Consider the following 23718-nt stretch of genomic DNA (forward strand, 5'->3'; position numbering starts at 1 on the left):
GCCCCGACGCCCGCCCCACAGCTCATTCCCCCCGAGGCGCCACCTCTTCAACCGTCCCGGCAAAAGCCTCGAAATCCTTCGCCTCACCGAACTCGCGATAGACGCTGGCGAAGCGGATATACGCCACCGAATCCAGGCCCTTGAGCCCCTCCATCACCATCTCTCCGATCCGCTTGGACGATACCTCGCCCTCGCCGCTCGTCTCGAGCTGGCGCTGGATGCCGGACACCAGCTTCTCCACCCGTACCGGATCGATCGGTCGCTTGCGCGTCGCGATGGCGATGGATCGCACCAGCTTCTCGCGGTCGAAGGGTTCGCGCCGGTCCTCGCTCTTCAGCACGAACAACTCGCGCAGCTGGATGCGTTCGAACGTCGTGAAGCGCGCGCCGCAGCCTTCGCATTGGCGGCGGCGGCGGATGGCCGCCCCGTCTTCGGTGGGGCGGCTGTCCTTTACCTGACTGTCTTCATGGCCACAAAAGGGGCAGCGCATTCAGATCTTCTTCTTGGCCTTGAGATAGGCATAGCCCGCACCCGCCGCCGCGCCGAAGATCGGGCCGACGAACGGCACCGGGATCGCGACGACCGCACCGAGCGCGCCCCATTTCGCCATGCTCTTGCCGAGGCCGGGGGTCGACTTGATGTCGTTCTGCACCTCGGAAAACTTCTGGTCGAACTTGGCCATGCGATTACGTCCTTATCCCTGGTAGATCGGAAAGCGTGCGCAAAGCTCACGCACACGGGCACGAACGTTTGCCTCGACCTCCGGGTCCCCATGTTCGCCCTTGGCCTTCAGCCCGTCGAGCACATCGGCGACCATATGGCCGATCTGTTCGAACTCGGCCGGACCGAAACCGCGCGTGGTCCCGGCGGGCGAGCCGACGCGGATGCCGCTGGTCTTCATCGGCGGCAGCGGATCGTTGGGGATGCCGTTCTTGTTGCAGGTGATGCCCGCCCGCTCCAGCGCCTCGTCGGCGTCGCGGCCGGTGATGCCCAGCGGGGTCAGGTCGACCAGCGCCAGATGCGTGTCGGTGCCGCCCGCGACCAGGTTCGCCCCGCGCGCCTTCAGGGTCGCCGCCAGCGTGCGGGCATTCTCCACGACCGCCGCGATATAGGTCTTGAACTCGGGCTGGAGCGCCTCGCCGAATGCGACCGCCTTGGCGGCGATGACGTGCATCAGCGGGCCGCCCTGCAGGCCGGGGAAGACCGCCGAGTTGATCTTCTTCGCGATCGCCTCGTCATTGGTCATGATCATGCCGCCGCGCGGACCGCGCAGCGTCTTGTGCGTGGTGGTGGTCACGACATGCGCATGGCCGAACGGGGTCGGGTGCAGACCGCCCGCGACGATGCCCGCGAAGTGCGCCATGTCGACCATGAAATAGGCGCCGACCTCGTCCGCGATGGCGCGGAACTTGGCGAAGTCGATGACGCGCGGATAGGCCGAGCCGCCCGCGATGATGATCTTGGGTTGGCACTCGCGCGCGATCCGGGCGACCTCGTCATAGTCGATCAGGTGCGTCTCGGGATCGACGCCGTACTGGACGGCGTTGAACCACTTGCCCGACAGCGCGGCCTTGGCACCGTGCGTCAGGTGGCCGCCCGCGTCGAGCGACAGGCCCATGATCGTGTCGCCCGGCTTGGCCAGCGCCAGCATCACCGCGCCGTTCGCCTGCGCGCCCGAGTGCGGCTGGACGTTGACGAAGTTGCAGCCGAAGATCTGATTGGCGCGGTCGATCGCCAACTGCTCGACCTCATCCGACGGCGCGCAGCCCTGATAATAGCGCTTGCCCGGATAACCCTCGGCATATTTGTTGGTGAAGACGGACCCTTGCGCTTCCATCACCGCTTTGGAGACGATGTTCTCGGAGGCGATCAGCTCGATCTGGGTCTGCTCGCGTTCCAGCTCGTGCGCGACACCGGCGAAGACGGCGGGGTCGGCATCGGCGAGGGTGCGGGTGAAGAAACCGGCGGGCTGGACGTCGTTAAGCGTGCTCATGAGGGTATCCTTGGCGTTCAATTCTGGGCGGGCGCGGTGGACAGCATGTCGACACGGCGCTGATGACGTCCGCCCTCGAACGGGGTGGACAAGAAAGCTGTGAGGCAGGCCTTGGCCATTTCCTCGCCGATGACGCGCGCGCCCATGGCGATGGCGTTGGCGTCGTTATGCTGACGGGCGAGCGCGGCCGACAGCGGCTCGGACACCAGCGCGCAGCGGCAGGCGGGGTTGCGGTTGGCCGCGATCGAGATACCGATGCCCGATCCGCACAGCGCGACGCCACGCTCGGCGCGACCATCGGCCAGCGTTTCGCCGACCGCGCGGCCGAAATCGGGATAATCGACGCTGGCATTGCCGTCGGTGCCCAGGTCCAGCACCTCATGCCCCTGTTCGCGCAGCCAGTCCGCCAGCACGGTCTTCAACGAGACGGCGGCATGATCGGATGCGATCGCGATGCGCATGGGACGGGCGCTCCTGATGGGGTCGAATGGAATGCCCGCGCCTTTACGCGCGCAACGGGCCCATGGCTACCCCTTCGCGCAACGGAACGTGCGCCGCCGTTGGGGGGTTCTGCGCGCCATGAAGCGTATCCTGATCCTCACCGCCCTCTCTGCCCTGACCGCCTGCTCACGCGAGACGCCGGAGGAGGTCAGGAACGCCGCGGCTCCCACCGTCAACGCCACCAGCGCCGCCGCGACGACGGGCCCGGCGGGGGACGGGTCGACCTTCACCGGCCTGCCGAAGAAAAAGGGCCCCGATTATGTCGGCCGCTATGTCGGGGTGGAGGGCATGTACCTCAACATCAAGCACGCAGCGACGCCGGGCCGTTATCGCATGGAGATGCAGTGGGACCTCGACAACAAGGGCGAGTTCCGGGGCGAGCAGGTCGGCGACACCATCGTGTTCGAGCGCGGCGGCGTGCGCGAGACGCTGCGCCCGACCAATGGCGATGCAACGGGATTGAAGTATCTGGCGGGCAAGACCGAGTGCCTGACCGTCAAGACCGGCGAGGGCTATTGCAAGAGGTGAAGCGCGGCTAGGCTCGCGCCGCCCGCCATGATAGGATTGCATCCGTGAACCAGCTGGCCCGCCTCTCCTCGGACACCCGCGCGCGCTTCACGGCGCTCGAATTTCTGCACATGGTCGAAAGCGGTGCCTTCGAGAGCATGAAGGTCGAACTGATCGACGGGGAGCTGGAGCGGATGAACCCGCCAATGGGTAGCCATGCCAGGGCGCAGTCCGATGTCTTGATTGAACTGGCGTCGGTGGTGTCGAAAGACCGGTTATGCGGTGAGATCGGAATCATCCTGAACGACTCGACCGTCGTCGCCTGCGATGCCGCGCTGCTGCGCCAGCCGTTGGTCGAGAACCGCTTCCTGACGCCGTATGATGTGCAGTTGGTCGTCGAGATCGCACAGACCACGCAAAGCCGCGATATGGGGCTCAAGCGGATGCTTTACGCCCAGGCGGGCGTCCCGACCTATTGGGTGATCGACGGGGTGCGCCGCGTCGTCCATGTCTATGCCGATCCGGTCGAGGGCGACTATTGCAGCGTTCACACGGTGCGGTTCGGCGAGGCACTGGCGGTCCCGGGCAGCGACGCCGCAATCACACTCGATTAAGACTCGACCTCAGAAATGGTGACCACCCCGGCGAAGGCCGGGGTCCGGTTCCCATACGATAGATGGCGAAGGGCCGCCCCTTACGCCGCCATCTTCAATTCGAGCCGCTCCCAGATTTCGACCAGCGCCGACACCAGTTCGGCCATCATCGCCTCGTCATGCGCGGGGCCGGGGGTGAAGCGCAGCCGCTCGGTACCGCGGGGCACGGTCGGGTAATTGATCGGCTGGACGTACACGCCATATTCGGCGAGCAGGATGTCGCTGATCTTCTTGGCCTTGACCGGATCGCCGACCATCACCGGCACGATATGCGTCTCGCCCAGCATGACGGGCAGGTTCGCCTCGCTCATCATCGCCTTCAGCTTCGCGGCGGCGGCCTGCTGCCCCTCGCGCTCGACCGAACTCTGCTTCAGGTGACGCACGCTCGCCAGCACGCCCGCGACCAGCACCGGCGACAACGAAGTCGTGAAGATGAATCCCGGCGCATAGGAACGGATCACGTCGACGATCATCCGGTCGGCCGCGATATAGCCGCCCATCACGCCGAACGCCTTGCCCAGCGTGCCCTCGATCACGGTCAGCCGGTGGGCGACGCCGTCGCGCTCCGAAATGCCGCCGCCGCGCGCGCCGTACATGCCGACCGCATGCACCTCGTCGAGATAGGTCAGCGCGTTGTACTTGTCCGCCAGATCGCAGATCGCCGCGATCGGGGCGACATCGCCCTCCATCGAATAGACGCTCTCGAACGCGATCAGCTTGGGCACCGCCGGATCGGCCGCCGCCAGCAGTTCCTCCAGATGCGCCAGATCATTGTGGCGGAAGACCTGCTTCTCGCAGCCCGAATTGCGGATGCCCGCGATCATCGAGGCGTGGTTCAATTCGTCGGAAAAGATCACGCAGCCCGGCAGGATCTTGGCCAAGGTCGCCAGCGTCGCCTCGTTGGAGACATAGCCGCTGGTGAACAGCAGAGCCGCTTCCTTGCCATGCAGATCGGCGAGTTCGCCTTCCAGATCGACATGATAGTGCGTGTTGCCGCCAATGTTGCGCGTGCCGCCTGAACCGGCGCCGACGTCGTGCAGCGCTTCCTCCATCGCGGCGATGACCTTCGGGTGCTGCCCCATCGCCAGATAGTCGTTGGAGCACCAGACCGTGATCGGCTTGGGCCCGTTATGCCCGGCAAAACACCGCGCATTGGGAAACATGCCCTTGTTGCGCAGGATGTCGATGAAGACGCGGTAACGTCCCTCGGCGTGCAGGCGGTCGATCGCCTGGGTGAAGACGCGGGAATAATCCACGCGCACGTCCGTGCCTTCGATGCTCATGGGAGGGGAATGTAGGCGCAAGCCGCCCATGAATCGAGTCGGGAACTGCGCTCACTGTGATCGATCATGGTGGACATATTGTCCCAAGGACCGATCGGTTCCCGATATGCCCAGTTTGGAGCGTCCCCCCCTGCCGGATGAAGCGTTCGAATCACGGATAGCTGACGGTCTTCGGAATCTCCGGGATCTCGATCCGCTCGGCATCGTCGCCCGGCACGGTCGGAAACTCCCGCGCGCGCCAGGCCCGCTTTGCCTCCTCGATCCGCTCGCGACGCGAGGACACGAAATTCCACCATACATGGCGCGGCGTCGTGAACGCATCGCCGCCGCACAGCATCACCCGCCCACCCGATTCGGACCGCAGGGTAGCAGCGATCCCCGGCTTCAGGATGTAGAGACGCTGCGGTTCCAGCGGCATCCCCTCCAGGCTGGCCTCGCCCAGCGCGCAATAGACGGCGCGCTCCTCGGCCGAGGGGTCGATGGGAATGCTGCCGCCCGGCTCCAGCGCGATGTCGGCATAGATGGTACCCGCATAGGTCGTCGTCGGTGCCCTTTGCCCCCACAGCTCGCCCATGATGACCCGCGCGGTGGCACCCTGCCCCTGGATTTCGGGCAGTGCCTCGGCGGGAACATGCTCGAAACAGGGATCGATCTCCTCCTGCGCTTCGGGCAGCGCCAGCCAGGTCTGGATGCCCGACAGGACCGGGCCCTGCGGCCGCATCTCGCCCGGCGAGCGTTCGGAATGGACGATTCCATGGCCTGCGGTCATCAGGTTCACCGCACCCGGCTCGATCACCAGATCGCTGCCCAGCGAATCGCGGTGGCCGATCGCGCCGTCGAACAGATAGGTGACGGTCGCCAGGTTGATATGCGGATGCGGCCGCACGTCGATGCCGGAGCCGGGTTGCAGCTGCGCCGGGCCCATCTGGTCGAAGAAGATGAAGGGGCCGACCATCGTCCGCTCCTTGTTGGGCAGCGTCCGGTGGACCTTGAACCCGCCCAGATCGTGGCTGGAGGGTTGCAGGGTGCGCAGCAGGAAATCGTCAAACATGGCTTTGCTCCGTGGGGGCCGGCTCCGTGGCGTCGAGCAGCGCGATCAGGTCGGTCGGAAAATAGGGTTCGGTATGGGCGGCCAGCTCTTCACGGCTGAACCAGCGCCAGCTCTGCATGACCCGCTGCTCCAGCACGGTGTGCCCCGCCCCCGTCACCTCATGGGCGTCGATGTCGACGCGGAAATAGCGTTCGTCGGCCGCGACCTCGACACCCTCGATGGTCAGGAACTCGACCTGCCGCCGTGCGACCTGCGGCCCGCAATCGCGGTCGAGGCCGGTTTCCTCCAGCAACTCGCGGCGCGCGGCCCGTTCATAGCTTTCCCCCGGATCGACCGCGCCGCCCGGCGTGCACCAGAAGGGCGGGCGATCATCGGGGGTGAAGCGGAACATCAGGGTCCGGCCCGCCCCATCCACCAACAGGATGCGCGCGGCGGGACGGGGTATGCGGGTCATTCGGCGTCAAACTCCAGATAATGGCGGAAGATTCCGTCCTCATTGAACGCCTGTCGCCGGTCGCTGTCCAGATAGGCGGCAATGCCGGGCACGGCCTTTACACGGTCGTACAGGGCGATGAGCGCGGGATAGTCGCCCTCGACCGCCGCCATGCGCCTGGGGAACATGTAGCGCAGACCCGCGATCAACTGGAACAGCGAGGTATCGACCGGCGACCAGCCCCCGCCCGCCATCCACTCGCCGTCACCCAGTGCATCCTCGAAATAACCGAGGAATTTGGGGAGCCGTTCCTGGCGGAACTGGGCGGCGGCGCGGGCGGCCTCGGGCTTCTGTTCGTGATAATAGGCGCCGGTCGCGACCGGATGATGCACATTATGCACCTCGGCCACCATGTCGCTGATCGTCAATTGCAGCTGGTTCAGCCACAGCCGCTCGCCCACCGGTGCCAGATCGTGCCGCTCGGTCAGCCAGTGAAGGATGTTGGCGACCTGCGCGATCGCCTGTCCCCCGGTGCGCAAATATGGCGGGGCGAAGGGCAAACGGCTCCCCTTGCGCATGTCGGCGAGCAGCGCCTCGGCCCCCTCCTCCACGCCCCGGTCGCGATAGGGCAGACCTGCGGCCTCCAGCACCAGCCGGACGAACTCGCCGCGTCCCGGCAGGCCGGGCCAGTACCACAGGTCATAGGGCATGAGATTATTCTCCGGGTGCCTTCGCGCTGATCGCCAGCGCATGGATACGCTCCGACAACAGATCGGCGAGCGCGTGGTTCACCATGCGCTGGCGGGCGACACGCGACTGGCCTGCGAAAGCGGGCGCGACGACGATGACGCGGAAATGGCTCTCGCCGGTGCCGTCATCGCCCAGATGGCCGCGATGCATCGCGCTTTCGTTGATGACTTCCAGGTGCGCAGGCGACAGCGCCTGGGTCAGGCGAGCGGTGATCTGGTCTGCGATCGGGGCGGTGGTGATATCGGTCATGGCCCCTATATAGACGGTTTTTCAGGACAAGCGGATAGCCGTGGCGCGTCGGTCGAGCAGCGATACCCCCAAGGACAAACCCCCAAGGGAAAAAACGGGCGCACGGTTTCACGGCCGCGTCGAGAATAGCGACCGTCTGTGCGACCATGCGGGCTGCACCGAAGCGGGCGAGTTCCGTGCGCCGCCGGCCGAGGGTACGCGCAGCGGCGACGGGCCGGGCCAGTTCCGCTGGTTCTGCCTGGAGCATGTCCGCGCCTTCAACAGCCGCTACAATTTCTTCGACGGCATGAGCGCGGACGAGATCCACCGCGCCCAGCGCCCCTATGCGGGCTGGGAGCGCGAAACCCGCGCCTTTGCGCAGAACGGCACCGATCCGGGGCCGCGCTGGGCCGATTTCTCCGATCCATTGGACGCCATCGCCGCGCGCTATCGCCGCGAGGTCGCGCCCGAGCGATCGGACGGCAAGCCGCTGTCGGGGCAGGATCGTGAAAGCCTGAAGGTGCTGGGGCTGGAGGCGAATGCCGATCGCGGGGCGCTCCGGCGGCGATATAGCGAGTTGGTGCGGCGCTATCACCCCGACCGCAATGGCGGGGATCGTGCCCATGAGGCGCGGCTGCAAAAGGTGATCGCGGCCTATCAGCAACTCCGCCAGGCGCCCGCATTCGCGTGACGCCAAATTCCTCCCCTTGCAGGGGAGGATCATTACTTCCGCGGCCCGACCAGTCCGAATCGCGCGCCCTGCGGGTCGCGGGCGGACAGCGAATAGTCCCCGCCCGGAATCTCCATCGGCCCGAACTCGATCGTACCGCCCCGCTCGACCACCCGCGCCGCCGCCGCATCGATATCGTCCACCGCGACATAGAAATGCCAGCCAGGCTCACCCCCCGGCGGACAGCCCATCAGCGCGCCCAGCACGACAGGCCCATCGGCCAGGAAGCGATACTCCCCCAGCTCGCCCATCGGCATCCCGCCCTGATGGCTCCAGCCGAAATGCCGTCCGAAAAAGGCCAGCGCCCGGTCGGGGTCGCTCGCGATCCGCTCGTTCCAGACGATATGGCCGGTCGCCGGGCCGGTGCCGTGCTCGACGAAGGAACGCGACGGCTGCGCCGCTTCCGGCGCCATGATGTAGAAGGGTGCGCCCAGCGTATCGGTGACCAGCGCCATGCGCCCCACCCCGTCCATCGTCCAGGCGGGCATCAGCACCTGCCCGCCATCCTCGATGATGGCCCCCAGCGATTCGTCAACATCGACCACCGGCAGATATCCGAACCAGACCGGACCGCCCGGCGAACCATCGGGCCGCTGCATCAGCCCGCCGATCGCCTCGCCTTCGGGCGTCGCGAAGATGCGATAATCGATTCCGGCAATACCGCTGTCGCCGATCTGCCAGCCGACGACATGGGTATAGAAATCCTGCGCCGCCGCGATGTCGTCGGTCAGCAATTCGTACCAGATGAAATTCGCCATGATCGCCCCGCCCTTTTACCCGACAGATCAAATGCTTGCCCCGTGACGCGACTCGCACGCCAAGAGCCCGAGGATGACCCCGAAGCCATCGCCCCGCAATCGCCGGAAGACCCGTTTCGTGCGATCACCGCCATTGAGTAGGGAGCCGCGCTTGGCTTAAGGCGTTGAGCGACGAGACGAGGGCCTGATGACCAACATCCCGAATACGCTTCCCGACAGCCGCGATACGACGATTCTCGATGCACCCGACAAGATGGTGTCGGTGCGCGACCTGTTCGGCATCGACACCGACATGGAGGTTCCGGCCTTTTCGGTGTCGGACGAGCGCGTCCCCGATCTCGATCCCGCCTATGTGTTTGATCCCGACACCACGCTGGCGATCCTGGCGGGTTTTGCGCACAACCGCCGCGTGATGGTGCAGGGCTATCACGGCACCGGCAAGTCGAGCCATATCGAACAGGTCGCCGCCCGCCTCAACTGGCCGTGCATCCGCATCAACCTGGACGCGCATATCAGCCGTATCGACCTGATCGGCCGCGACGCCATCGTCCTGAAGGACGGGCAACAGGTGACCGAGTTCCGCGAGGGCCTGCTCCCCTGGGCGCTCCAGACGCCGACCGCGCTCGTCTTCGACGAATATGATGCGGGCCGCCCCGACGTGATGTTCGTGATCCAGCGCGTGCTGGAGACGGAAGGCAAGCTGACCCTGCTCGACCAGAACCGCGTGATCCGCCCGAACAAGTGGTTCCGCCTGTTCGCCACCGCCAACACGGTCGGTCTGGGCGATACCAGCGGCCTGTATCACGGCACGCAGCAGATCAACCAGGGCCAGATGGACCGCTGGAACATCGTGGTCACGCTCAACTATCTGCCCGCCGTCACCGAGGCGCAGATCGTGCTCGCCAAGTCGGGCGAATATGACAAGCCCGATGGCAAGCAGCTGGTCGAGAACATGGTCCGCGTCGCCGACATGACCCGCAAGGGCTTCGTCAACGGCGACATCTCGACCGTGATGAGCCCGCGCACGGTCATCACCTGGGCGCAGAACACGCTGATCTTCGGCGATCCGGGCTTTGCCTTCCGCCTGTCCTTCCTCAACAAGTGCGACGAGAATGAGCGCGCGCTGGTGGCGGAATATTATCAGCGCGTCTTCGGCAAGGACCTGCCCGAAAGCGTCGTCGGCCGGGCCTGATCCCCTTGGGCAACGAAACCCCTCTCGACCGGTTCAAGGCGGTCCTCGGCGGCACGGCGCGCACCATCGCGCAGGAGCCGGAGGTCGAGCTCGCCTTCACCGCCGATGCGCCGACCTCCTCGGGCAAGCATATCCGCGTGCCCATGCCCGGCCGTGCGCTGCCCGCCGAACAGGTGGCCGAGGCGCGCGGGTTCGCCGACGCCTTCGCGCTGCGGCTGAAGCTGCACGACACCGCGCTCCACGCCAAGGCCGCCCCGGTCGAGGCGGTGGCGCGCGCGGTCTATGACGCGGTAGAGACGGCCCGGATCGAGGCACTGGGCGCGCGCGGTTATGCCGGGATCGGCGACAATCTCGCCCATGCGCTGGACGTACGGTTGCGCTCCGACCCGCTGACCCGTGCGCGCAACCGCGACGAGGTGCCCTTGTCGACCGCGCTGGGGCTCATCCTGCGGGAACGGATGACCGGACGGCCTTCGCCTGCCGAAACCGCACCCGCCTTGGCGCTGGTCCGCGACTGGCTGGAGGGGGCGACCAATCTCGACGCGCTGGCGGGCGCGATGGACGACCAGAAGGCGTTCCAGTCGCTGACCGCCAAGATGCTCGCCGATCTCGAACTCGCCGAGCCGCCTGCCGAACCCGATCAGGCCGATGAAGGCGGCGACGATCAGGAAGGCGAGGACGAACAGCAGCAGGACGAGAGCGAAGAGGATAACGACGAACAGGGCCAGGGCGAAGGCGAGGTCGAGGCGCACGCCGAGAAGCGCGACTCGGACAGCGAGGACGGCGAATCGCAGGAGCAGAGCCAGGATTCGCTCGACGATCTCGACGGCGAACCCGGCGAGGATGGCGACGAAGGCAGCCAGCCGACCCGTCCCAACCGCCCGCTCAACGATCTGGCGTCGCAATTCGACTACAAGCCCTGGACCACCCAATATGACGAGGTGATCGCGGCGGGAGAGCTGTGCGACGCCGACGAACTGGCGCGGCTCCGCGGCTATCTCGACCAGCAGCTGGCGCATCTGCAATCGGCGGTGTCGAAGCTCGCCAACCGCTTGCAACGCCGGTTGATGGCACAACAGTCGCGATCCTGGGATTTCGACCAGGAAGAGGGTATTCTCGACGCCGCGCGCCTCGCCCGCGTCGTGGTCAATCCCGGCCAGTCGCTGTCCTATAAGATCGAGCGCGACACCGACTTCCGCGATACGGTCGTCACCCTCCTGATCGACAATTCCGGGTCGATGCGCGGGCGGCCGATCGGCATCGCGGCCATCTCCGCCGACATCCTCGCGCGCACGCTGGAGCGCTGCGGGGTGAAGACCGAGATTCTCGGCTTCACCACCCGTGCGTGGAAGGGCGGACAGAGCCGCGAGACGTGGCTGGCGGCCGGTCGCCCGCCGCAGCCGGGGCGGCTGAACGACATCCGCCACATCGTCTACAAACAGGCCGACGAGCCGTGGCGGCGGGCGCGCAACAATTTGGGCCTGATGATGCGCGAGGGGCTGCTCAAGGAGAATATCGACGGCGAGGCGCTGATGTGGGCGCATAGCCGGTTGATCGCGCGGCCCGAGGAGCGGCGCATCCTGATGGTCATCTCCGACGGCGCGCCGGTCGACGATTCGACGCTGTCGGTCAATTCGGGCAGCTATCTGGAACGCCACCTGCGCCAGGTGATCGGCTGGATCGAAAGCAAGAGCCCGGTCGAACTGATCGCGATCGGCATCGGCCATGACGTGACCCGCTATTATGCGCGCGCGGTGACGATCATGGATGCCGAGCAGCTGGGCGGCACGATCATCGAGCAGCTGGCCAGCCTGTTCGACACCGAATGAGCCGGATCGCGGCCCCGGCGGAAGGATTCGTCGGTCCGGTCAAACGCTCGATCACCATCGCCGGGCACCAGACCTCGATCAGTCTGGAGCCGGTCTTCTGGACCGCGCTCGAAGAGGCGGCGCTGGCGCACGCCCTGCCGCTGTCGGCTCTGGTCGCGGAGATCGATGCGCTGCGGATCGTGGTGGAAGACCCGCCGAATTTGGCCAGTGCGATCCGGTCCTGGTTGTTCCTGCGGCGGTGATTCCTTTCTTAAGGCAGCTACGCCTTCCCCACCTCCGTTCAGCCTGAGCGAAGTCGAAGGCCAAGGGATGGCCTTTGTGATTCAGGCGAGGGCGAGGGCATGGGCTTCGACTTCGCTCAGCCTGAACGGGGGGTGGGGAATGAGGCCGCTATAGAACGCCCCCGATTGACGCCGCCCTTCGCCTCCGGCAGGGCGCGCCGTCTGTTTCGGGGTTTGTGTGGCCGGAATTTCCCTTCGCGATACGGCATTGCAGGTCCATCGCTGGCTGGGGCTGGCGATTGGGTTGATCGCGATCGTCCTGGCGATCTCCGGCGCGATCCTGGCAGCCTCGCCGATGCTGGAGCGGATCGCCAATCCCGCCCGCTTCCGGATCAGCGGCGAACAGCGGCAGGCCGCCTCCCTCTATAGCGACGCCGCGCATCGCCGCCTGCGCCCCGGCGAGCGGATCGCGGCGCTGTCGCTGGAACAGGGTTCGTCGCCCGTCATCGTCACGCTCAAACGAACTGGCAACCGGACCGACGACCGGGCGCAGCGGCTGCTCTTTCTCGACCCGCCGACCGGGCAGGTTCTGGCGAGCGGCTGGAAGGATGGCGGCGTCATCGGTGCCGCACGGCGGGTGCATGACGGACTGTTCCTATCGGGCCTGGGCCGATGGATCGTCGGTCTGGGCGGTATCGGGCTGGTGCTCGCCAGCCTGACCGGGCTTTGGGCGCAGGCGACCCGCGAGCGACCGAAGGCATCCGCCAAGCGCCCCTGCCACGAATCGCGGTGGACGATCATGCACCGTCGCGTCGGCCTATGGTCGGCGATCCCGGTATTGGCGCTGACCGCGACCGGGCTGGCAATCGTCCCGGCACCCGGCATGATCTCCACCCCCGCCGCGCCGCCCGTTACCCGTGCGGCCTTACCTGTCGACCGTGTCGTTGCCAGCGCGAAGGCATGGACGCACGGCACGCTGCGCACGATCGACTGGCCGACCGAGCGTTCGCCCGACTGGATCCTGCATTTCGAGGGTGGCGAACCGAGCGTCGTCAAGGTCGCCGACGATAGCGCCAAGGCCCTGGCCGCGCCCGCTTATGCCGGGCCGGTCATGCTGTCCTGGGTCCGCCGATGGCATGGCGGACAGGGGATGCCATGGATTTGGTGGCCGCTCGCCGCGCTGACGGGGTTGCTCGCGGCCTGGGTCGCGGCGACCGGGCTGATCGCCTGGGGTCGCCGCCCGAAGGTCAGACGCGCTCGGCGTTGAGCAGATCGGCGGGGTCGAGGCCCAGCAGTTCGATATGGTCGCGGATGCGCGGCCATTGCACCGACAGGAAGCTCTGCCGCTCCGCGCTTCGCAACCGGTCGGCCGCGCCCGGCATCACGAACATGCCGACCCCGCGCCGCACCTCGACATAGCCGTCGTCCTGAAAGCTCTGATAGGCCTTGGCGACGGTCAGCGGGTTCGCACCCTGTTCGGCGGCCAGCGCTCGCACCGAGGGAAGCTGGTCCCCCGTGCGATAGGTACCGTTGAGAATGCCCGCCGCGATCGTCCCGCGCAGGCGGATATAGACCGGGCTGTCGTCACCGCTAAGAGCTGTCATGCCGAGTTAATACAGCATGCGCGACGCGATGTCGAGCCGCTATCGCGATAACGTTTGCAAGACCGCCGTGCGGGACGCTCGCTTCATCCGTTCCAGGTCGAGACGATCTGGCCCATGTCGGGGCGCGGCCGTTCGTCGAGCGGACGGCCGGGCGTGCCGATGAAGACGAAGCCGACGATCCGCTCGGGCGCGGTGCCGAACGCATCGCGCACCGCATCGGAAAAAGCGGGCCAACCGGTCAGCCAGCCCCCGGCATAGCCCATGGCATGGACGGCATGGAGCAGGTTCATGCACGCCGCCCCCGCCGACAATTCCTGTTCCCACAGCGGAATATGGCTGTCCGTGCGGGGCGACGACAGGACGACGACCAGATCAGGGGCCTGATGCGCGAATTGTTCGAGCGCGGCGATCTCGGTCGCGCCCGCCTGCGGCCGTTCGGCGCGATAGGCGGTGGTGATGACCTCGGCCAGCTTCGCGCGCGCTTGCCAAGGCACGATCACGAAGCGCCACGGGGCCAGCTTGCCATGATCGGGCGTGCGCGCCGCGATGCTCAGGATCTGCGCCAGTTCGTCCGGACGGGGGCCGGGGGCGATCAGGTCGCGCGGCTTGCCCGAACGGCGGGTTGTCAGCAGCGAAAGCGGGGTCGAGCGGTCATTGAAAGCCATGTCGGTCATGGCTTCGATCCTTACGTCGTCGCGCATGATATTTACAGTCGCGGCTTTGGCGTTAGGTTACCGAACCATTACGCCCCCGCGTGCGCCCCTGGTCGCACCGGGGGCGATCCCGATGGAGTGAACGCCAGTATGGCGAGTGCGTATGAGGCCGCCGCGCGCGGCAAAACGGTTTTGGGACACCCCCGAGGCCTGTTCCTGTTGTTCTTCACCGAAATGTGGGAGCGTTTTTCCTTCTACGGAATGCGCGCCATCCTGGTCTTCTACCTGACCAAGCATTTCCTGTTCACCGACGAACCCGCCTTCGGCATCTATGCCGCCTATATGTCGCTGGTGTATTTCACACCGGTGATCGGCGGCTATCTGGCCGACCGGTATCTGGGGGCCAGACGCGCGGTGCTGGCGGGCGGGGTGTTCATCGCCTTCGGCCATTTGCTGATCGCCGCGATGGAAGGGCCGCAGGGTGCGCAGGGCGTCTATCTAGAAGGTTTCTACCTCGCGCTGGCCGCGATCGTGATCGGCACCGGCTTCCTCAAGGCCAATATCTCGGTGCTGGTGGGACAGCTTTACGCGCGCGACGACATGCGCCGCGATCCCGCCTTCTCGATCTTCTACATGGGCATCAACGGCGGCGGCGCGCTCGGCCCGATCGTGTGCGGCGTCCTGGGTGAAACCGTGGGCTGGGCCTATGGCTTCGGCGCGGCGGGCGTTGGCATGCTCCTCGGTCTGGTCGCCTTTATCGGCCTGAAGCGCGAACTGCATGGCGCAGGCGAAGCGCCTTCGCTGCCCGTCCTGCGTGCGCCGGTCGTGGCCGGTCTGTCGCGCGAGTGGCTCATCTATCTGGGCGGGATCGCCGCGACACTCGTGACGTGGCAGCTGATCCGGTATCAGGACGCGGTCGGCACGCTTTTGATCGTGTTCGGCATCGGCACGGTGGGCTTCATCCTGTGGCGGGCGGTGTTCACCTTGGAAAAGGTCGACCGCGACCGTATTCTGGCCGCGCTGTTCCTGATCGCGCTCTGCCCGCTCTTCTGGGCCTTGTTCGAACAGGCGGGCTCCTCGCTCAACGTCTATACCGACCGCTCGGTCGACCGCAGCCTGCTCGGTTGGACGATTCCGGCCTCGGCCTTCCAGTCGGTGAATTCGATCTTCATCATCGCGTTGGCCCCCGTGTTCGCCGCGGTCTGGACCTTCCTGGCCAAGCGGGGTTGGGAACCGAGCGCGCCGTTCAAGTTCGGCATCGGCCTGGTCGGCGTGGGCGCGGGCTTTCTGGTGCTGGTGGCCGGTGCCGCCCTTTATGCAGGCGCACCGACACCGGTGATCTTCGTCATCCTCGTCTATCTGATCCACACCATGGCGGAACTGTGCTTCTCGCCGGTCGGTCTGTCGGCCATGACGCGGCTGTCGCTGCCCAGCATGACGGGCCTCATGATGGGCACCTGGTTCCTGGCGACGGCGGCGGGCAACTTCATCGCTGGCCTGATCGCGCAGGCGACCGGCGGTGAGGGCGCGGGGCCGGAAAAGGTGCTCGACGTCTATACGCGGATCGGCTGGTTCTCGATCGGGATCGGCGTGGTCGTGCTGGTCGTATCGCCCTTCATCGCCAAGCTGATGCACCTGGACCTGCTGAAGGCCGAAGCCGCGCTGGCCGGGGACAAGGAATTGGCCGAACCGGCGGCGGCGGGCATCGATACGCGGCTGGAGCAGAAGCCGCTGTAACGAAGGGCCGGTCCGTCGTTTCGAGCGGCAGACCGGCTTTTTGGTTCGCGCGGAGGCGCGGAGACGCAGAGAGGTTCGAGCGCGCTTCAACGCCTCAGCGCATTTCGGCGTTCGGCTTTGCCGCACCGTCATAGTGTTAGGCCAGCCTAACGGCTGGATACGCCCCCTCCGCGTCTCCGCGCCTCCGCGCGAACCAAAATCAGAGCCGCGTCATCGCCATCGCTCGCTCGCCGTAGCGCGGCCCCGCCGTTCCACCGCGCGGCGAGGCTTCGTCCAGCTTCGTCAGATCCTCCGCTGACAATTCCAATTCCGCCGCCTTCATCGAGTCCTCCAGCGTTGCGCGTCGCTTGGAGCCGGGGATCGGCACGATATCGTCGCCTTGCGCCAGCAGCCACGCCAGCGCCACCTGCGCCGCACTGGCGTCATGCGCGGCAGCGATCTGCTTCACCACCTCGACGACCTGAAGGTTGCGATCGAAATTCTCCTCCGAATAACGGGGATCGCCCAGGCGATAATCCCCCTCGGGCAGGTCCTCGCGCCGGGTGATCTGCCCGGTCAGGAACCCGCGCCCCAGCGGGCTGTACGGCACGAAGCCGATGCCCAGTTCACGCACCACGGGCAGGATGTCCGCCTCGACATCGCGCTCCCATAGCGAATATTCCGACTGGACCGCCGCGATCGGGTGGACGGCGGCGGCGCGGCGGATCGTCTCGGCGCTCGCCTCCGACAGCCCCAGCCGGCGCACCTTGCCCTGCTCGACAAGGCGGCCCATCGCGCCGACCGTCTCCTCGATCGGGACATTGGGGTCGACGCGGTGCTGGTAGAACAGGTCGATCGTCTCGACACCCAACCGCTTGAGCGATCCCTCGCACGCCCGCTGGACATTGGCGGGGGTGGAGTCGACGCCCGTCATGCCGTTCTCGTCATAGCGAAAACCGAACTTGGTCGCGATCATCACCGCGTCGCGCTTGCCGCGAATAGCCTGGCCGACCAGTTCCTCATTGACCAGCGGGCCATAGATTTCGGCGGTGTCGAACAGGGTCACGCCCAGTTCGATCGCGCGGTGAATGGTCGCGATGCTCTCCGCCTCGTTCGCCTCGCCATACATGTTCCGGCCGACACCGGCCATCGGCATGCAGCCGAGGCCGAGCGCGGAAACCTCGAAATCGGGGCCGAGCGTGCGATACTTCATGAGACGTCCTCGTCGATGGTGCGGCTGCCCCGGGAAACGGTCGCGGTGGCGGCAAGGTCCATGCTGACATTGCCCAGCGTCCGGAAGATGTCGGGAATCGTCTCCACCGCGATGAGCAGCCCCAAGGGCGCGGCAGGCACCCCCAGCGCGACGCAGACCGGCGCGATCGAGGCGAAGAAGGTGATCTGCGACGGCAGGCTGGCCGAGCCGAGCGAGCACAGGATCGCGACCACCACGGCGGCGGCGACCGAGGCCATGCCGGGCACGATGCCGAACCAGTCGGCGATATAGAGCGCCACCGCGACGTTCATCGCGGGCTGCGTCCCCCGGAACATCGCCACCGCCATCGGCAGGACGAGGCCTGCGGTCGCAGGCGCGATGCGTAGCGTCTTCGTCCCCTCGATCATCGCGGGCAGGCTGGCGAGCGAGCTCTGCGTCGAGATGGCGACCGCCTGGGCCGGGGCCAGCGCGCGGGCGAATCGCGACAGCGGCACCCGCGCCGCCAGCAGCGCCACGCCGTACGCCATCAGCATCACGATGACGCCGATACTGGCGATGATCGTGATGTAATGCGCCAGCGCTCCGAACGCCCCGCCCCCCGCCGTCGCGCCCACGACGAAAGCCAGCGCGAAGACGCCCAGAGGTGCCAGCCACAACACCCATCCGATCAGCACCAGCATCGCATCGCGGATCGCGGTGAAGAATTGCAGCAGCATCGCCCGCCCCTCCCCCTCGATCCGTGTGATCGCAAAGGCGAAGGCCAGGGTGAACAGGATCAGCGACAACAGCGCATTGTTCGTGGCGGCGGCGAAGATGTTGGTCGGCACGATGCCGGTCACGAACTCGGCGATCGGCGGCGGCGGCGCGACCGGTTCGGCATGGCCCAGCGCCGCCTTCAGCGCGGCGGCCGCCTCGCGCGGGATGGGCAACAGGTGCAGCAGGGCGGGCGTAACCAGCGCCGCCATCGTCGCGGTCAGTGTGACCAGCACCAGAAAGGTCATGATCGCCCGCCCCGCGATCCGCCCCGCCTGTGCCGCCTGCGCGGTCGAGGCGACGCCGGTGATCAACAGCGTGACGACCAGCGGGATGACCGTCATCTGCAACCCGTTCAGCCACAAGGTCCCGACCGGCCGCGCGACGAACACCGCGCCCGCCGCCATCGACGGGGCGAGCGTCGCCGCCCCCACGCCGATCAGCAGACCGGCGGCAAGGCAAAGAAGGATCAGGGTCGCGCGCGACATGGATGGTTCTCGCCTATTTGGAGCTTTGGCCAAGGTCGCGCTAAAGGATGCGCAACCCGATTGTTCCACATCCTCTTAATCCGGCAGGGACTTGGCCGCATGGCAAGAAAATATTTCGGCACTGATGGCATTCGCGGCGCGACCAACGGCGCGGTCATGACGGCCGAGATGGCGATGAAGGTCGGCATGGCCGCCGGCGCCTATTTCCAGCGCGGCGACCACCGCCACCGCGTCGTCATCGGCAAGGACACCCGCCTGTCGGGCTATATGCTCGAATCGGCGCTGGTCGCGGGGTTCACCAGCGTTGGCATGGATGTCGTCATGCTCGGGCCGCTGCCCACGCCCGCGGTCGCGATGCTGACCCATTCGATGCGCGCCGATATCGGCGTGATGATCTCGGCCAGCCATAACCCTTTCGCCGACAACGGCATCAAGCTGTTCGGCCCCGACGGTTACAAGCTGTCCGACGAGGCGGAGGAGTCGATCGAGGACCTGATTGAGCAGGATGTGCCGCTGGTCCCCTCGGGCAAGATCGGCCGCGCGCGCCGGGTCGACGACGCCGCCGGGCGCTATATCCACTTCGCCAAGTCCACCTTCCCGCAGGCGCTGCGCCTCGACGGCCTGCGCGTCGTGATCGACTGCGCCAATGGTGCCGCCTACAAGGTCGCGCCCGCTGCCTTGTGGGAACTGGGCGCGGATGTGGTCGCGATCGGCGTGACCCCCAACGGGACCAACATCAATGATGGCGTCGGCTCGACCGCGCCGCAGACGCTGGCCGAAACGGTGGTGGCGAGCGGGGCGGATATCGGCATCGCGCTGGACGGCGACGCCGACCGGCTGATCATCGTCGACGAGACCGGCGCGGTGGTCGATGGCGACCAGCTGATGGCGATGATCGCGACCAGCTATGCGCGCGAAGGACGACTGGCGGGTGGCGGCCTGGTCGCGACCGTCATGTCGAATCTGGGTCTGGAGCGGCATCTGGCCGCACAAGGCCTGGGCCTGATCCGCACCAAGGTCGGAGACCGCCATGTGCTGGAGGCGATGCGCACGCGCGGCTATAATGTCGGCGGCGAGCAGTCGGGGCATATCATCCTGTCCGACTATGCCCGCACCGGCGACGGTCTGGTCGCCGCGCTCCAGGTGCTGGCCGAACTCAAGCGCGCGGGCGCGCCCGCCAGCGAGGTGCTGCACCGCTTCGATCCGCTGCCGCAGTTGCTCAAGAATGTCCGCTTCGCGGGCGGCAAGCCGCTGGAGCATGAAAAGGTCCAGGGCGTCATCGCCGCCGCCGAGGCCGAGCTGGCCGGGCGCGGCCGCCTGGTCATCCGCCCGTCGGGCACCGAGCCCGTCATCCGCGTGATGGCCGAGGGCGAGGACAAGCGTCAGGTCGAAACCCTTGTCGACCGCATCTGCGACGTGGTGCGCGAGGTGGCCGCCTGATGCTGGAGATGCGTCCCGATTGCGAGCGCTGCGGCGCGGACCTGCCCCCGAGCCAGGGGGGCGCGTTCATCTGCTCGCTCGAATCCACCTATTGCGCCGAATGCGCCGACGAGCTGGACGAGACCTGCCCCGATTGCGGCGGCGAATTGCTCGACCGACCGACCCGCATGGGCCGCGTACTGAAGGCCAATCCCGCTTCGACGCAACCCCGCTTTCGCGGCTAACCTCGACCCCGCGTGCCCGCGGCTCTATGCGGGCAGTATCACATACAAGGAGTTTCCATGCCCCAGCTCGTCCTGATCCGCCACGGCCAGTCCGCCTGGAACCTGGAGAACCGCTTCACCGGATGGTGGGACGTCGACGTGACGGCGCAGGGTGCCGCCGAGGCGCGCGCGGCGGGCGCGATGATGGCGGAGAAGGGCTTGGACTTCGACCTGACCTTCACCAGCCTTCAGACCCGCGCGATCAAGACGCTGAACCTGGCGCTGGAAACCATGGGTCGCCTCTGGCTCCCGACCGAGAAGCATTGGCGGCTGAACGAGCGCCATTATGGCGGGCTGACCGGCCTGGACAAGGCCGAGACGGCCGCCAAGCATGGCGACGAACAGGTGAAGATCTGGCGCCGCAGCTTTGACGTGCCCCCGCCCCCGGCCGAGGCGGGCGGCGAGTTCGATGTGTCGAACGATATCCGCTACAAGGGTATCGACGTGCCGCAGACCGAAAGCCTGAAGGACACGATCGCCCGCGTCCTGCCCTATTGGGAAGAGCGCATCGCGCCTGCGCTGCGCGACGGCAACCGGGTGCTGATCTCGGCCCATGGCAACTCGCTGCGCGCGCTGGTCAAGCATCTGTCGAACATCCCGGACGACGAGATCACCGGCCTGGAAATCCCGACCGCCCAGCCGATCGTCTATGAACTGGCCGACGACCTGACCCCGACCGACCGCTATTATCTGTCGGAGCGGTAAGCGATCGGGAGACGCGAGGCGATCGAACGTCTGATTGCCTCGCGTCCCAATCACTTTGCGCCGTTGCGGCTTCGCGTGAACCATTTGCTTCTCACGCGAAGCCGCAAAGACACGAAGATCTTATTCGCGCGGAGACGCGGAGGCGCGGAGATTGGTCGGCGGCGCAAGCCTGTCGCCCCAATGGCAGCGCATTGTCGTCTTCCGTTCAAGAGGGTGGGCCACGCGGCCGCCCATACCGGCACCTCCGCGTCTCCGCGTCTCCGCGCGAACCCAACTCTACCCTACGCTCAGGCTGAGCGAAGTCGAAGTCCACGCCGCCACGCCTGCACCAAAATGCGCGAGAGAGTATACGGAAACGCATAGCAATGGTTGCCCCCCTCGCCGCGTGCCGCTAGTCAGCCCGCTTCCCCGGCGACGGGGCCAAAGGGGCTAGAGCGGAACAGCGGATATGATTTCGGTCGGGATCATCATGGGGTCCACGTCGGACTGGGAAACCATGCGGCACGCCGCCGAGACTCTGGAGGCGCTGGGCGTCGACCACGAGACCCGCGTCGTCTCCGCGCACCGCACGCCGCAGCGCCTGTACGATTACGCCACCGGCGCCGCCGATCGCGGGATCAAGGTCATCATCGCCGGTGCGGGCGGTGCCGCGCATTTGCCCGGCATGGCCGCGTCGATGACGCATCTGCCGGTGCTGGGTGTGCCGGTCGAGTCCAAGGCGTTGAAGGGCATGGATAGCCTGCTCTCGATCGTCCAGATGCCCGGCGGCATTCCCGTCGGCACGCTGGCCATCGGCAAGGCGGGCGCGATCAATGCGGGCCTGCTCGCCGCCTCGATCCTTTCGCTGTCCGACGAGGGCCTTGCCGAGCGCCTGAAGGCGTGGCGCCAGCGCCAGACCGACAGCGTCGCCAACGATCCGCAAGGGTAAGCCAATGTTGAAGCCGGGTTCGACGATCGGGATTCTGGGCGGCGGCCAGCTGGGCCGGATGCTGGCGGTGGCCGCCGCACAGCTCGGCTATCGCACCCATGTGCTGGCCCCCGATGAGGAAAGCGTCGCGGCGCAGACCGCGTCCTCGCTGACCCGCGCCGATTATCACAACAAGGTGGTGCTGGCCGATTTCGTCGCCGCCTGCGACGTCGTGACCTACGAATTCGAGAATGTCGACGTGACGCCGGTCGAATGGCTGGCCGAGCGGCTGCCCGTCCACCCCGCTCCGGCAGCGCTCCGCGTCGCGCAGGACCGGATCGCCGAAAAGAGCTTCGTCGAGAAGGTCGGCGGGCGCCCCGCCCCCTGGGCCGAGGTCAACTGCGCCGCCGACCTGACCGCCGCGCTGGAGCGGATCGGCTGCCCCGCCATCCTGAAGACCACGCGCTTCGGCTATGACGGCAAGGGCCAGGTGCTGATCCGCGACATCGCCGAGGCGCCTGCCGCGTTCGAGGCGATCGGCGGCCCCGCCGTGCTGGAAGGATTCATCCACTTCAGCCATGAATTCTCGATCCTGATCGCACGTGGGCTGGACGGCAGGACGGTACGCTACGACCCGCCGCACAATGTCCACCGCGACGCGATCCTGCGCACCTCGACCTTGCCCGCGCCGTCCGAGATAGCGGCGCAGGCCGAGGAAGCGACTGCGCTCGCCATCCGCATCGCCGAAGAACTGGGCTATGTCGGCGTGCTGGCCTGCGAGTTCTTCGCGACCGAGAACGGCCCCGTCTTCAACGAGATGGCCCCGCGCGTCCACAATTCGGGCCACTGGACGATCGAGGGGGCCGAAACCTCGCAGTTCGAGAACCATATCCGCGCGATCTGCGGCCTGCCGCTGGGTGATACGTCGCTGACCGGCGCGCATGTGCAGATGGAAAACCTGATCGGCGACGATGCGTGGGAGTCCGCACTGACCGAGAAGGGCACGCATCTGCACCTTTACGGCAAGGGCGAATCACGGCCCGGTCGCAAGATGGGGCATATCACGCGAGTGCTGCGCTAAGCCCTATTCCGGCTTATCATCGGCCGTTCGCTCACCATAAGCTTCCGCCGCTTTGCCGACTACGAAAATGCCGACGATACCGACCAGAGTTCCGATGGCGACCTTGCCAGCCATGGCAGTGTCGCCAAGATAGGCTAGATATCCGGCAAACAGCAGGATGAAGATAGCAAGCACCAGCGCATAATGCTGGCCGCGGGATTTCAGCGCATATTCCTGCCTCATGAGGTCGTTAGGTATTGCGTGTCTGGCCGCCTGCTCACGCTCTGCCATCCGCATGATGCGCTCGGCAAAACTTTCATCGATCGCTTTATAGTTTGCCAGTTCTCGCGCAGGCGGTAGCGGCCCGGAATGGCGAGTGGTCGTCTGGGATATCTGTGCGAGAATCAGTTCGGCTTTTTGTAGATTTTCCGCCGGGATCAATGGTGCCAGCTGTTCCAGGACTTCAGCCGTTTGCTGATGCTCGGCTTCTTTCTCAGTCAGTGTGGGAGGCGCGTCTTCTTTCGATGGCACGGCCTCCAGCGTCGGGCGGCCTCCCTCAACCGAACCTGCCATGGCGTTTAGCGCAGTCCCGGAAAATCAGCCGCACGGTCGATCGCGTGGCGCAGATAGCGCCCCACGGCATTCCAGTCGCCCGCCATCGCTTCACGGTCACGCGTCGGGACTGGCATTTTCAGATTCTGGTCGAGTGTGATGGTTGCGGCACCCATCAACATCAACGTACCGGCATCCCGTCGACGGAGGCGGCGATGGAACTTGGTCATGGTCC

General features: G+C 66.4%; 29 protein-coding genes. 13 read left to right on the forward strand and 16 right to left on the reverse strand.

The annotated features are described in order from the left end of the window. Positions 1–22 precede the first annotated feature (22 nt). The 4 genes from nrdR to rpiB are packed head-to-tail and all read right to left on the reverse strand — an operon-like array spanning position 23 to position 2454. The gene (nrdR, locus tag ASF14_RS04045; protein WP_056432010.1) at positions 23–490 is read right to left on the reverse strand and encodes a transcriptional regulator NrdR; all 468 of its coding nucleotides are present in this window, start codon (positions 488–490) and stop codon (positions 23–25) included. Further along, a complete protein-coding gene (locus ASF14_RS04050) occupies positions 491–682 on the reverse strand; it encodes a hypothetical protein (RefSeq protein ID WP_056432013.1) in 192 nt (63 codons plus the stop codon). Between the two features lie 12 nt (positions 683–694). Next, positions 695–1993, reverse strand: a complete 1299-nt coding sequence (gene glyA, locus ASF14_RS04055) for a serine hydroxymethyltransferase (protein WP_056432479.1) — start codon at positions 1991–1993, stop codon at positions 695–697. A gap of 17 nt (positions 1994–2010) precedes the next feature. Continuing rightward, positions 2011–2454: a ribose 5-phosphate isomerase B gene (gene rpiB / locus ASF14_RS04060; RefSeq protein ID WP_056432018.1), complete on the reverse strand. Its 444-nt coding sequence runs from the start codon at positions 2452–2454 to the stop codon at positions 2011–2013. A gap of 118 nt (positions 2455–2572) precedes the next feature. On the opposite strand from rpiB, the gene ASF14_RS04065 reads away from it, so the two are divergent. Both ASF14_RS04065 and ASF14_RS04070 read left to right on the forward strand, forming a co-directional pair. Continuing rightward, positions 2573–3022 carry a hypothetical protein gene (locus ASF14_RS04065; RefSeq protein ID WP_056432023.1) on the forward strand — a complete coding sequence of 150 codons (450 nt, stop codon included), beginning with the start codon at positions 2573–2575 and terminating at the stop codon, positions 3020–3022. A gap of 44 nt (positions 3023–3066) precedes the next feature. Continuing rightward, positions 3067–3615: a Uma2 family endonuclease gene (locus tag ASF14_RS04070; protein WP_056432026.1), complete on the forward strand. Its 549-nt coding sequence runs from the start codon at positions 3067–3069 to the stop codon at positions 3613–3615. Positions 3616–3695: 80 nt separating this feature from the next. Here the strand turns inward: ASF14_RS04070 and hemA are convergent, their stop codons facing one another. The 5 genes from hemA to ASF14_RS04095 form a co-directional block, all read right to left on the reverse strand. Beyond that, complete coding sequence (hemA, locus tag ASF14_RS04075) at positions 3696–4937, reverse strand: 5-aminolevulinate synthase (protein WP_056432029.1); 1242 nt, start codon at positions 4935–4937, stop codon at positions 3696–3698. Positions 4938–5088: 151 nt separating this feature from the next. Further along, complete coding sequence (locus ASF14_RS04080) at positions 5089–5988, reverse strand: pirin family protein (protein WP_056432034.1); 900 nt, start codon at positions 5986–5988, stop codon at positions 5089–5091. Further along, entirely contained in the window at positions 5981–6442 is a 462-nt protein-coding gene (locus ASF14_RS04085; protein ID WP_056432037.1) for an NUDIX hydrolase, read from the reverse strand. Before ASF14_RS04085 ends, ASF14_RS04080 begins: the two co-directional genes overlap by 8 nt. Continuing rightward, the gene (locus ASF14_RS04090) at positions 6439–7131 is read right to left on the reverse strand and encodes a glutathione S-transferase (protein WP_056432040.1); all 693 of its coding nucleotides are present in this window, start codon (positions 7129–7131) and stop codon (positions 6439–6441) included. The genes ASF14_RS04085 and ASF14_RS04090 overlap by 4 nt, the downstream gene beginning before the upstream one ends. Before the next feature lie 4 nt (positions 7132–7135). After that, positions 7136–7420, reverse strand: a complete 285-nt coding sequence (locus ASF14_RS04095; protein ID WP_056432045.1) for a BolA family protein — start codon at positions 7418–7420, stop codon at positions 7136–7138. 40 nt (positions 7421–7460) lie between these two features. Between ASF14_RS04095 and ASF14_RS04100 the strand changes: the two genes are divergently transcribed. After that, positions 7461–8090: a J domain-containing protein gene (locus ASF14_RS04100; RefSeq protein ID WP_056432048.1), complete on the forward strand. Its 630-nt coding sequence runs from the start codon at positions 7461–7463 to the stop codon at positions 8088–8090. A gap of 32 nt (positions 8091–8122) precedes the next feature. On the opposite strand, the gene ASF14_RS04105 is transcribed toward ASF14_RS04100, so the two are convergent. After that, a complete protein-coding gene (locus ASF14_RS04105; RefSeq protein ID WP_056432050.1) occupies positions 8123–8887 on the reverse strand; it encodes a VOC family protein in 765 nt (254 codons plus the stop codon). Positions 8888–9074: 187 nt separating this feature from the next. On the opposite strand from ASF14_RS04105, the gene cobS reads away from it, so the two are divergent. From cobS to ASF14_RS04125, 4 genes are all read left to right on the forward strand, one after another. Then, positions 9075–10079 (forward strand): cobaltochelatase subunit CobS, encoded by a 1005-nt coding sequence (gene cobS, locus ASF14_RS04110; RefSeq protein ID WP_056432053.1) that lies wholly within the window; start codon positions 9075–9077, stop codon positions 10077–10079. A gap of 5 nt (positions 10080–10084) precedes the next feature. Then, on the forward strand, positions 10085–11908 hold the full coding sequence (cobT, locus tag ASF14_RS04115) for a cobaltochelatase subunit CobT (RefSeq protein ID WP_056432057.1): 1824 nt from the start codon (positions 10085–10087) through the stop codon (positions 11906–11908). Then, entirely contained in the window at positions 11905–12150 is a 246-nt protein-coding gene (locus tag ASF14_RS04120) for a ribbon-helix-helix domain-containing protein (protein ID WP_056432059.1), read from the forward strand. Before cobT ends, ASF14_RS04120 begins: the two co-directional genes overlap by 4 nt. Before the next feature lie 217 nt (positions 12151–12367). Further along, positions 12368–13396 (forward strand): PepSY-associated TM helix domain-containing protein, encoded by a 1029-nt coding sequence (locus ASF14_RS04125; RefSeq protein WP_082442063.1) that lies wholly within the window; start codon positions 12368–12370, stop codon positions 13394–13396. Here ASF14_RS04125 and ASF14_RS04130 read toward each other — a convergent pair. Both ASF14_RS04130 and ASF14_RS04135 read right to left on the reverse strand, forming a co-directional pair. After that, a complete protein-coding gene (locus ASF14_RS04130; RefSeq protein ID WP_042487130.1) occupies positions 13377–13733 on the reverse strand; it encodes a GntR family transcriptional regulator in 357 nt (118 codons plus the stop codon). The genes ASF14_RS04125 and ASF14_RS04130 overlap by 20 nt on opposite strands. An 83-nt stretch (positions 13734–13816) precedes the next feature. After that, positions 13817–14407: a nitroreductase family protein gene (locus ASF14_RS04135; RefSeq protein WP_082442075.1), complete on the reverse strand. Its 591-nt coding sequence runs from the start codon at positions 14405–14407 to the stop codon at positions 13817–13819. A 129-nt stretch (positions 14408–14536) separates the two neighbouring features. Between ASF14_RS04135 and ASF14_RS04140 the strand changes: the two genes are divergently transcribed. After that, entirely contained in the window at positions 14537–16123 is a 1587-nt protein-coding gene (locus tag ASF14_RS04140; protein ID WP_056432069.1) for a peptide MFS transporter, read from the forward strand. Positions 16124–16322: 199 nt separating this feature from the next. On the opposite strand, the gene ASF14_RS04145 is transcribed toward ASF14_RS04140, so the two are convergent. Both ASF14_RS04145 and ASF14_RS04150 read right to left on the reverse strand, forming a co-directional pair. Then, positions 16323–17315 carry an aldo/keto reductase gene (locus tag ASF14_RS04145; protein ID WP_056432072.1) on the reverse strand — a complete coding sequence of 331 codons (993 nt, stop codon included), beginning with the start codon at positions 17313–17315 and terminating at the stop codon, positions 16323–16325. Then, positions 17312–18556 (reverse strand): dicarboxylate/amino acid:cation symporter, encoded by a 1245-nt coding sequence (locus tag ASF14_RS04150; RefSeq protein ID WP_056432075.1) that lies wholly within the window; start codon positions 18554–18556, stop codon positions 17312–17314. Before ASF14_RS04150 ends, ASF14_RS04145 begins: the two co-directional genes overlap by 4 nt. Positions 18557–18655: 99 nt before the next feature. Here ASF14_RS04150 and glmM point away from each other — a divergent pair, with 99 nt between their 5' ends. The 5 genes from glmM to ASF14_RS04175 all read left to right on the forward strand — a co-directional run bounded on the left by glmM (position 18656) and on the right by ASF14_RS04175 (position 22952). After that, positions 18656–19996 carry a phosphoglucosamine mutase gene (gene glmM / locus ASF14_RS04155; protein ID WP_056432077.1) on the forward strand — a complete coding sequence of 447 codons (1341 nt, stop codon included), beginning with the start codon at positions 18656–18658 and terminating at the stop codon, positions 19994–19996. Next, the gene (locus ASF14_RS04160; RefSeq protein ID WP_056432079.1) at positions 19996–20220 is read left to right on the forward strand and encodes a DUF1272 domain-containing protein; all 225 of its coding nucleotides are present in this window, start codon (positions 19996–19998) and stop codon (positions 20218–20220) included. The genes glmM and ASF14_RS04160 overlap by 1 nt, the downstream gene beginning before the upstream one ends. A gap of 57 nt (positions 20221–20277) precedes the next feature. Further along, complete coding sequence (gene gpmA / locus ASF14_RS04165; RefSeq protein WP_056432082.1) at positions 20278–20964, forward strand: 2,3-diphosphoglycerate-dependent phosphoglycerate mutase; 687 nt, start codon at positions 20278–20280, stop codon at positions 20962–20964. Positions 20965–21433: 469 nt separating this feature from the next. Beyond that, positions 21434–21892: a 5-(carboxyamino)imidazole ribonucleotide mutase gene (gene purE / locus ASF14_RS04170; RefSeq protein ID WP_236696923.1), complete on the forward strand. Its 459-nt coding sequence runs from the start codon at positions 21434–21436 to the stop codon at positions 21890–21892. 4 nt (positions 21893–21896) lie between these two features. Further along, the gene (locus ASF14_RS04175; RefSeq protein WP_056432097.1) at positions 21897–22952 is read left to right on the forward strand and encodes a 5-(carboxyamino)imidazole ribonucleotide synthase; all 1056 of its coding nucleotides are present in this window, start codon (positions 21897–21899) and stop codon (positions 22950–22952) included. 3 nt (positions 22953–22955) lie between these two features. Here the strand turns inward: ASF14_RS04175 and ASF14_RS04180 are convergent, their stop codons facing one another. Continuing rightward, a complete protein-coding gene (locus tag ASF14_RS04180; protein ID WP_056432100.1) occupies positions 22956–23504 on the reverse strand; it encodes a DUF2335 domain-containing protein in 549 nt (182 codons plus the stop codon). Between the two features lie 5 nt (positions 23505–23509). Continuing rightward, positions 23510–23713, reverse strand: a complete 204-nt coding sequence (locus ASF14_RS04185; protein ID WP_156361035.1) for a hypothetical protein — start codon at positions 23711–23713, stop codon at positions 23510–23512. Positions 23714–23718: the final 5 nt, after the last annotated feature.

The organism is Sphingomonas sp. Leaf257 (genome assembly GCF_001422185.1).
Lineage (GTDB): Bacteria > Pseudomonadota > Alphaproteobacteria > Sphingomonadales > Sphingomonadaceae > Sphingomonas > Sphingomonas yabuuchiae.

Bases quoted from the DNA above. Each gene is read 5' to 3' on its own strand.
- nrdR (WP_056432010.1), bottom strand. From the start codon at position 490: ATGCGCTGCCCCTTTTGTGGCCATGAAGACAGTCAGGTAAAGGACAGC.
- ASF14_RS04050 (WP_056432013.1), bottom strand. From the start codon at position 682: ATGGCCAAGTTCGACCAGAAGTTTTCCGAGGTGCAGAACGACATCAAG.
- glyA (WP_056432479.1), bottom strand. From the start codon at position 1,993: ATGAGCACGCTTAACGACGTCCAGCCCGCCGGTTTCTTCACCCGCACC.
- rpiB (WP_056432018.1), bottom strand. From the start codon at position 2,454: ATGCGCATCGCGATCGCATCCGATCATGCCGCCGTCTCGTTGAAGACC.
- ASF14_RS04065 (WP_056432023.1), top strand. From the start codon at position 2,573: ATGAAGCGTATCCTGATCCTCACCGCCCTCTCTGCCCTGACCGCCTGC.
- hemA (WP_056432029.1), bottom strand. From the start codon at position 4,937: ATGAGCATCGAAGGCACGGACGTGCGCGTGGATTATTCCCGCGTCTTC.
- ASF14_RS04080 (WP_056432034.1), bottom strand. From the start codon at position 5,988: ATGTTTGACGATTTCCTGCTGCGCACCCTGCAACCCTCCAGCCACGAT.
- ASF14_RS04085 (WP_056432037.1), bottom strand. From the start codon at position 6,442: ATGACCCGCATACCCCGTCCCGCCGCGCGCATCCTGTTGGTGGATGGG.
- ASF14_RS04090 (WP_056432040.1), bottom strand. From the start codon at position 7,131: ATGCCCTATGACCTGTGGTACTGGCCCGGCCTGCCGGGACGCGGCGAG.
- ASF14_RS04095 (WP_056432045.1), bottom strand. From the start codon at position 7,420: ATGACCGATATCACCACCGCCCCGATCGCAGACCAGATCACCGCTCGC.
- ASF14_RS04105 (WP_056432050.1), bottom strand. From the start codon at position 8,887: ATGGCGAATTTCATCTGGTACGAATTGCTGACCGACGACATCGCGGCG.
- cobS (WP_056432053.1), top strand. From the start codon at position 9,075: ATGACCAACATCCCGAATACGCTTCCCGACAGCCGCGATACGACGATT.
- ASF14_RS04120 (WP_056432059.1), top strand. From the start codon at position 11,905: ATGAGCCGGATCGCGGCCCCGGCGGAAGGATTCGTCGGTCCGGTCAAA.
- ASF14_RS04130 (WP_042487130.1), bottom strand. From the start codon at position 13,733: ATGACAGCTCTTAGCGGTGACGACAGCCCGGTCTATATCCGCCTGCGC.
- ASF14_RS04135 (WP_082442075.1), bottom strand. From the start codon at position 14,407: ATGACCGACATGGCTTTCAATGACCGCTCGACCCCGCTTTCGCTGCTG.
- ASF14_RS04140 (WP_056432069.1), top strand. From the start codon at position 14,537: ATGGCGAGTGCGTATGAGGCCGCCGCGCGCGGCAAAACGGTTTTGGGA.
- ASF14_RS04145 (WP_056432072.1), bottom strand. From the start codon at position 17,315: ATGAAGTATCGCACGCTCGGCCCCGATTTCGAGGTTTCCGCGCTCGGC.
- ASF14_RS04150 (WP_056432075.1), bottom strand. From the start codon at position 18,556: ATGTCGCGCGCGACCCTGATCCTTCTTTGCCTTGCCGCCGGTCTGCTG.
- glmM (WP_056432077.1), top strand. From the start codon at position 18,656: ATGGCAAGAAAATATTTCGGCACTGATGGCATTCGCGGCGCGACCAAC.
- ASF14_RS04160 (WP_056432079.1), top strand. From the start codon at position 19,996: ATGCTGGAGATGCGTCCCGATTGCGAGCGCTGCGGCGCGGACCTGCCC.
- gpmA (WP_056432082.1), top strand. From the start codon at position 20,278: ATGCCCCAGCTCGTCCTGATCCGCCACGGCCAGTCCGCCTGGAACCTG.
- purE (WP_236696923.1), top strand. From the start codon at position 21,434: ATGGGGTCCACGTCGGACTGGGAAACCATGCGGCACGCCGCCGAGACT.
- ASF14_RS04175 (WP_056432097.1), top strand. From the start codon at position 21,897: ATGTTGAAGCCGGGTTCGACGATCGGGATTCTGGGCGGCGGCCAGCTG.
- ASF14_RS04180 (WP_056432100.1), bottom strand. From the start codon at position 23,504: ATGGCAGGTTCGGTTGAGGGAGGCCGCCCGACGCTGGAGGCCGTGCCA.
- ASF14_RS04185 (WP_156361035.1), bottom strand. From the start codon at position 23,713: ATGACCAAGTTCCATCGCCGCCTCCGTCGACGGGATGCCGGTACGTTG.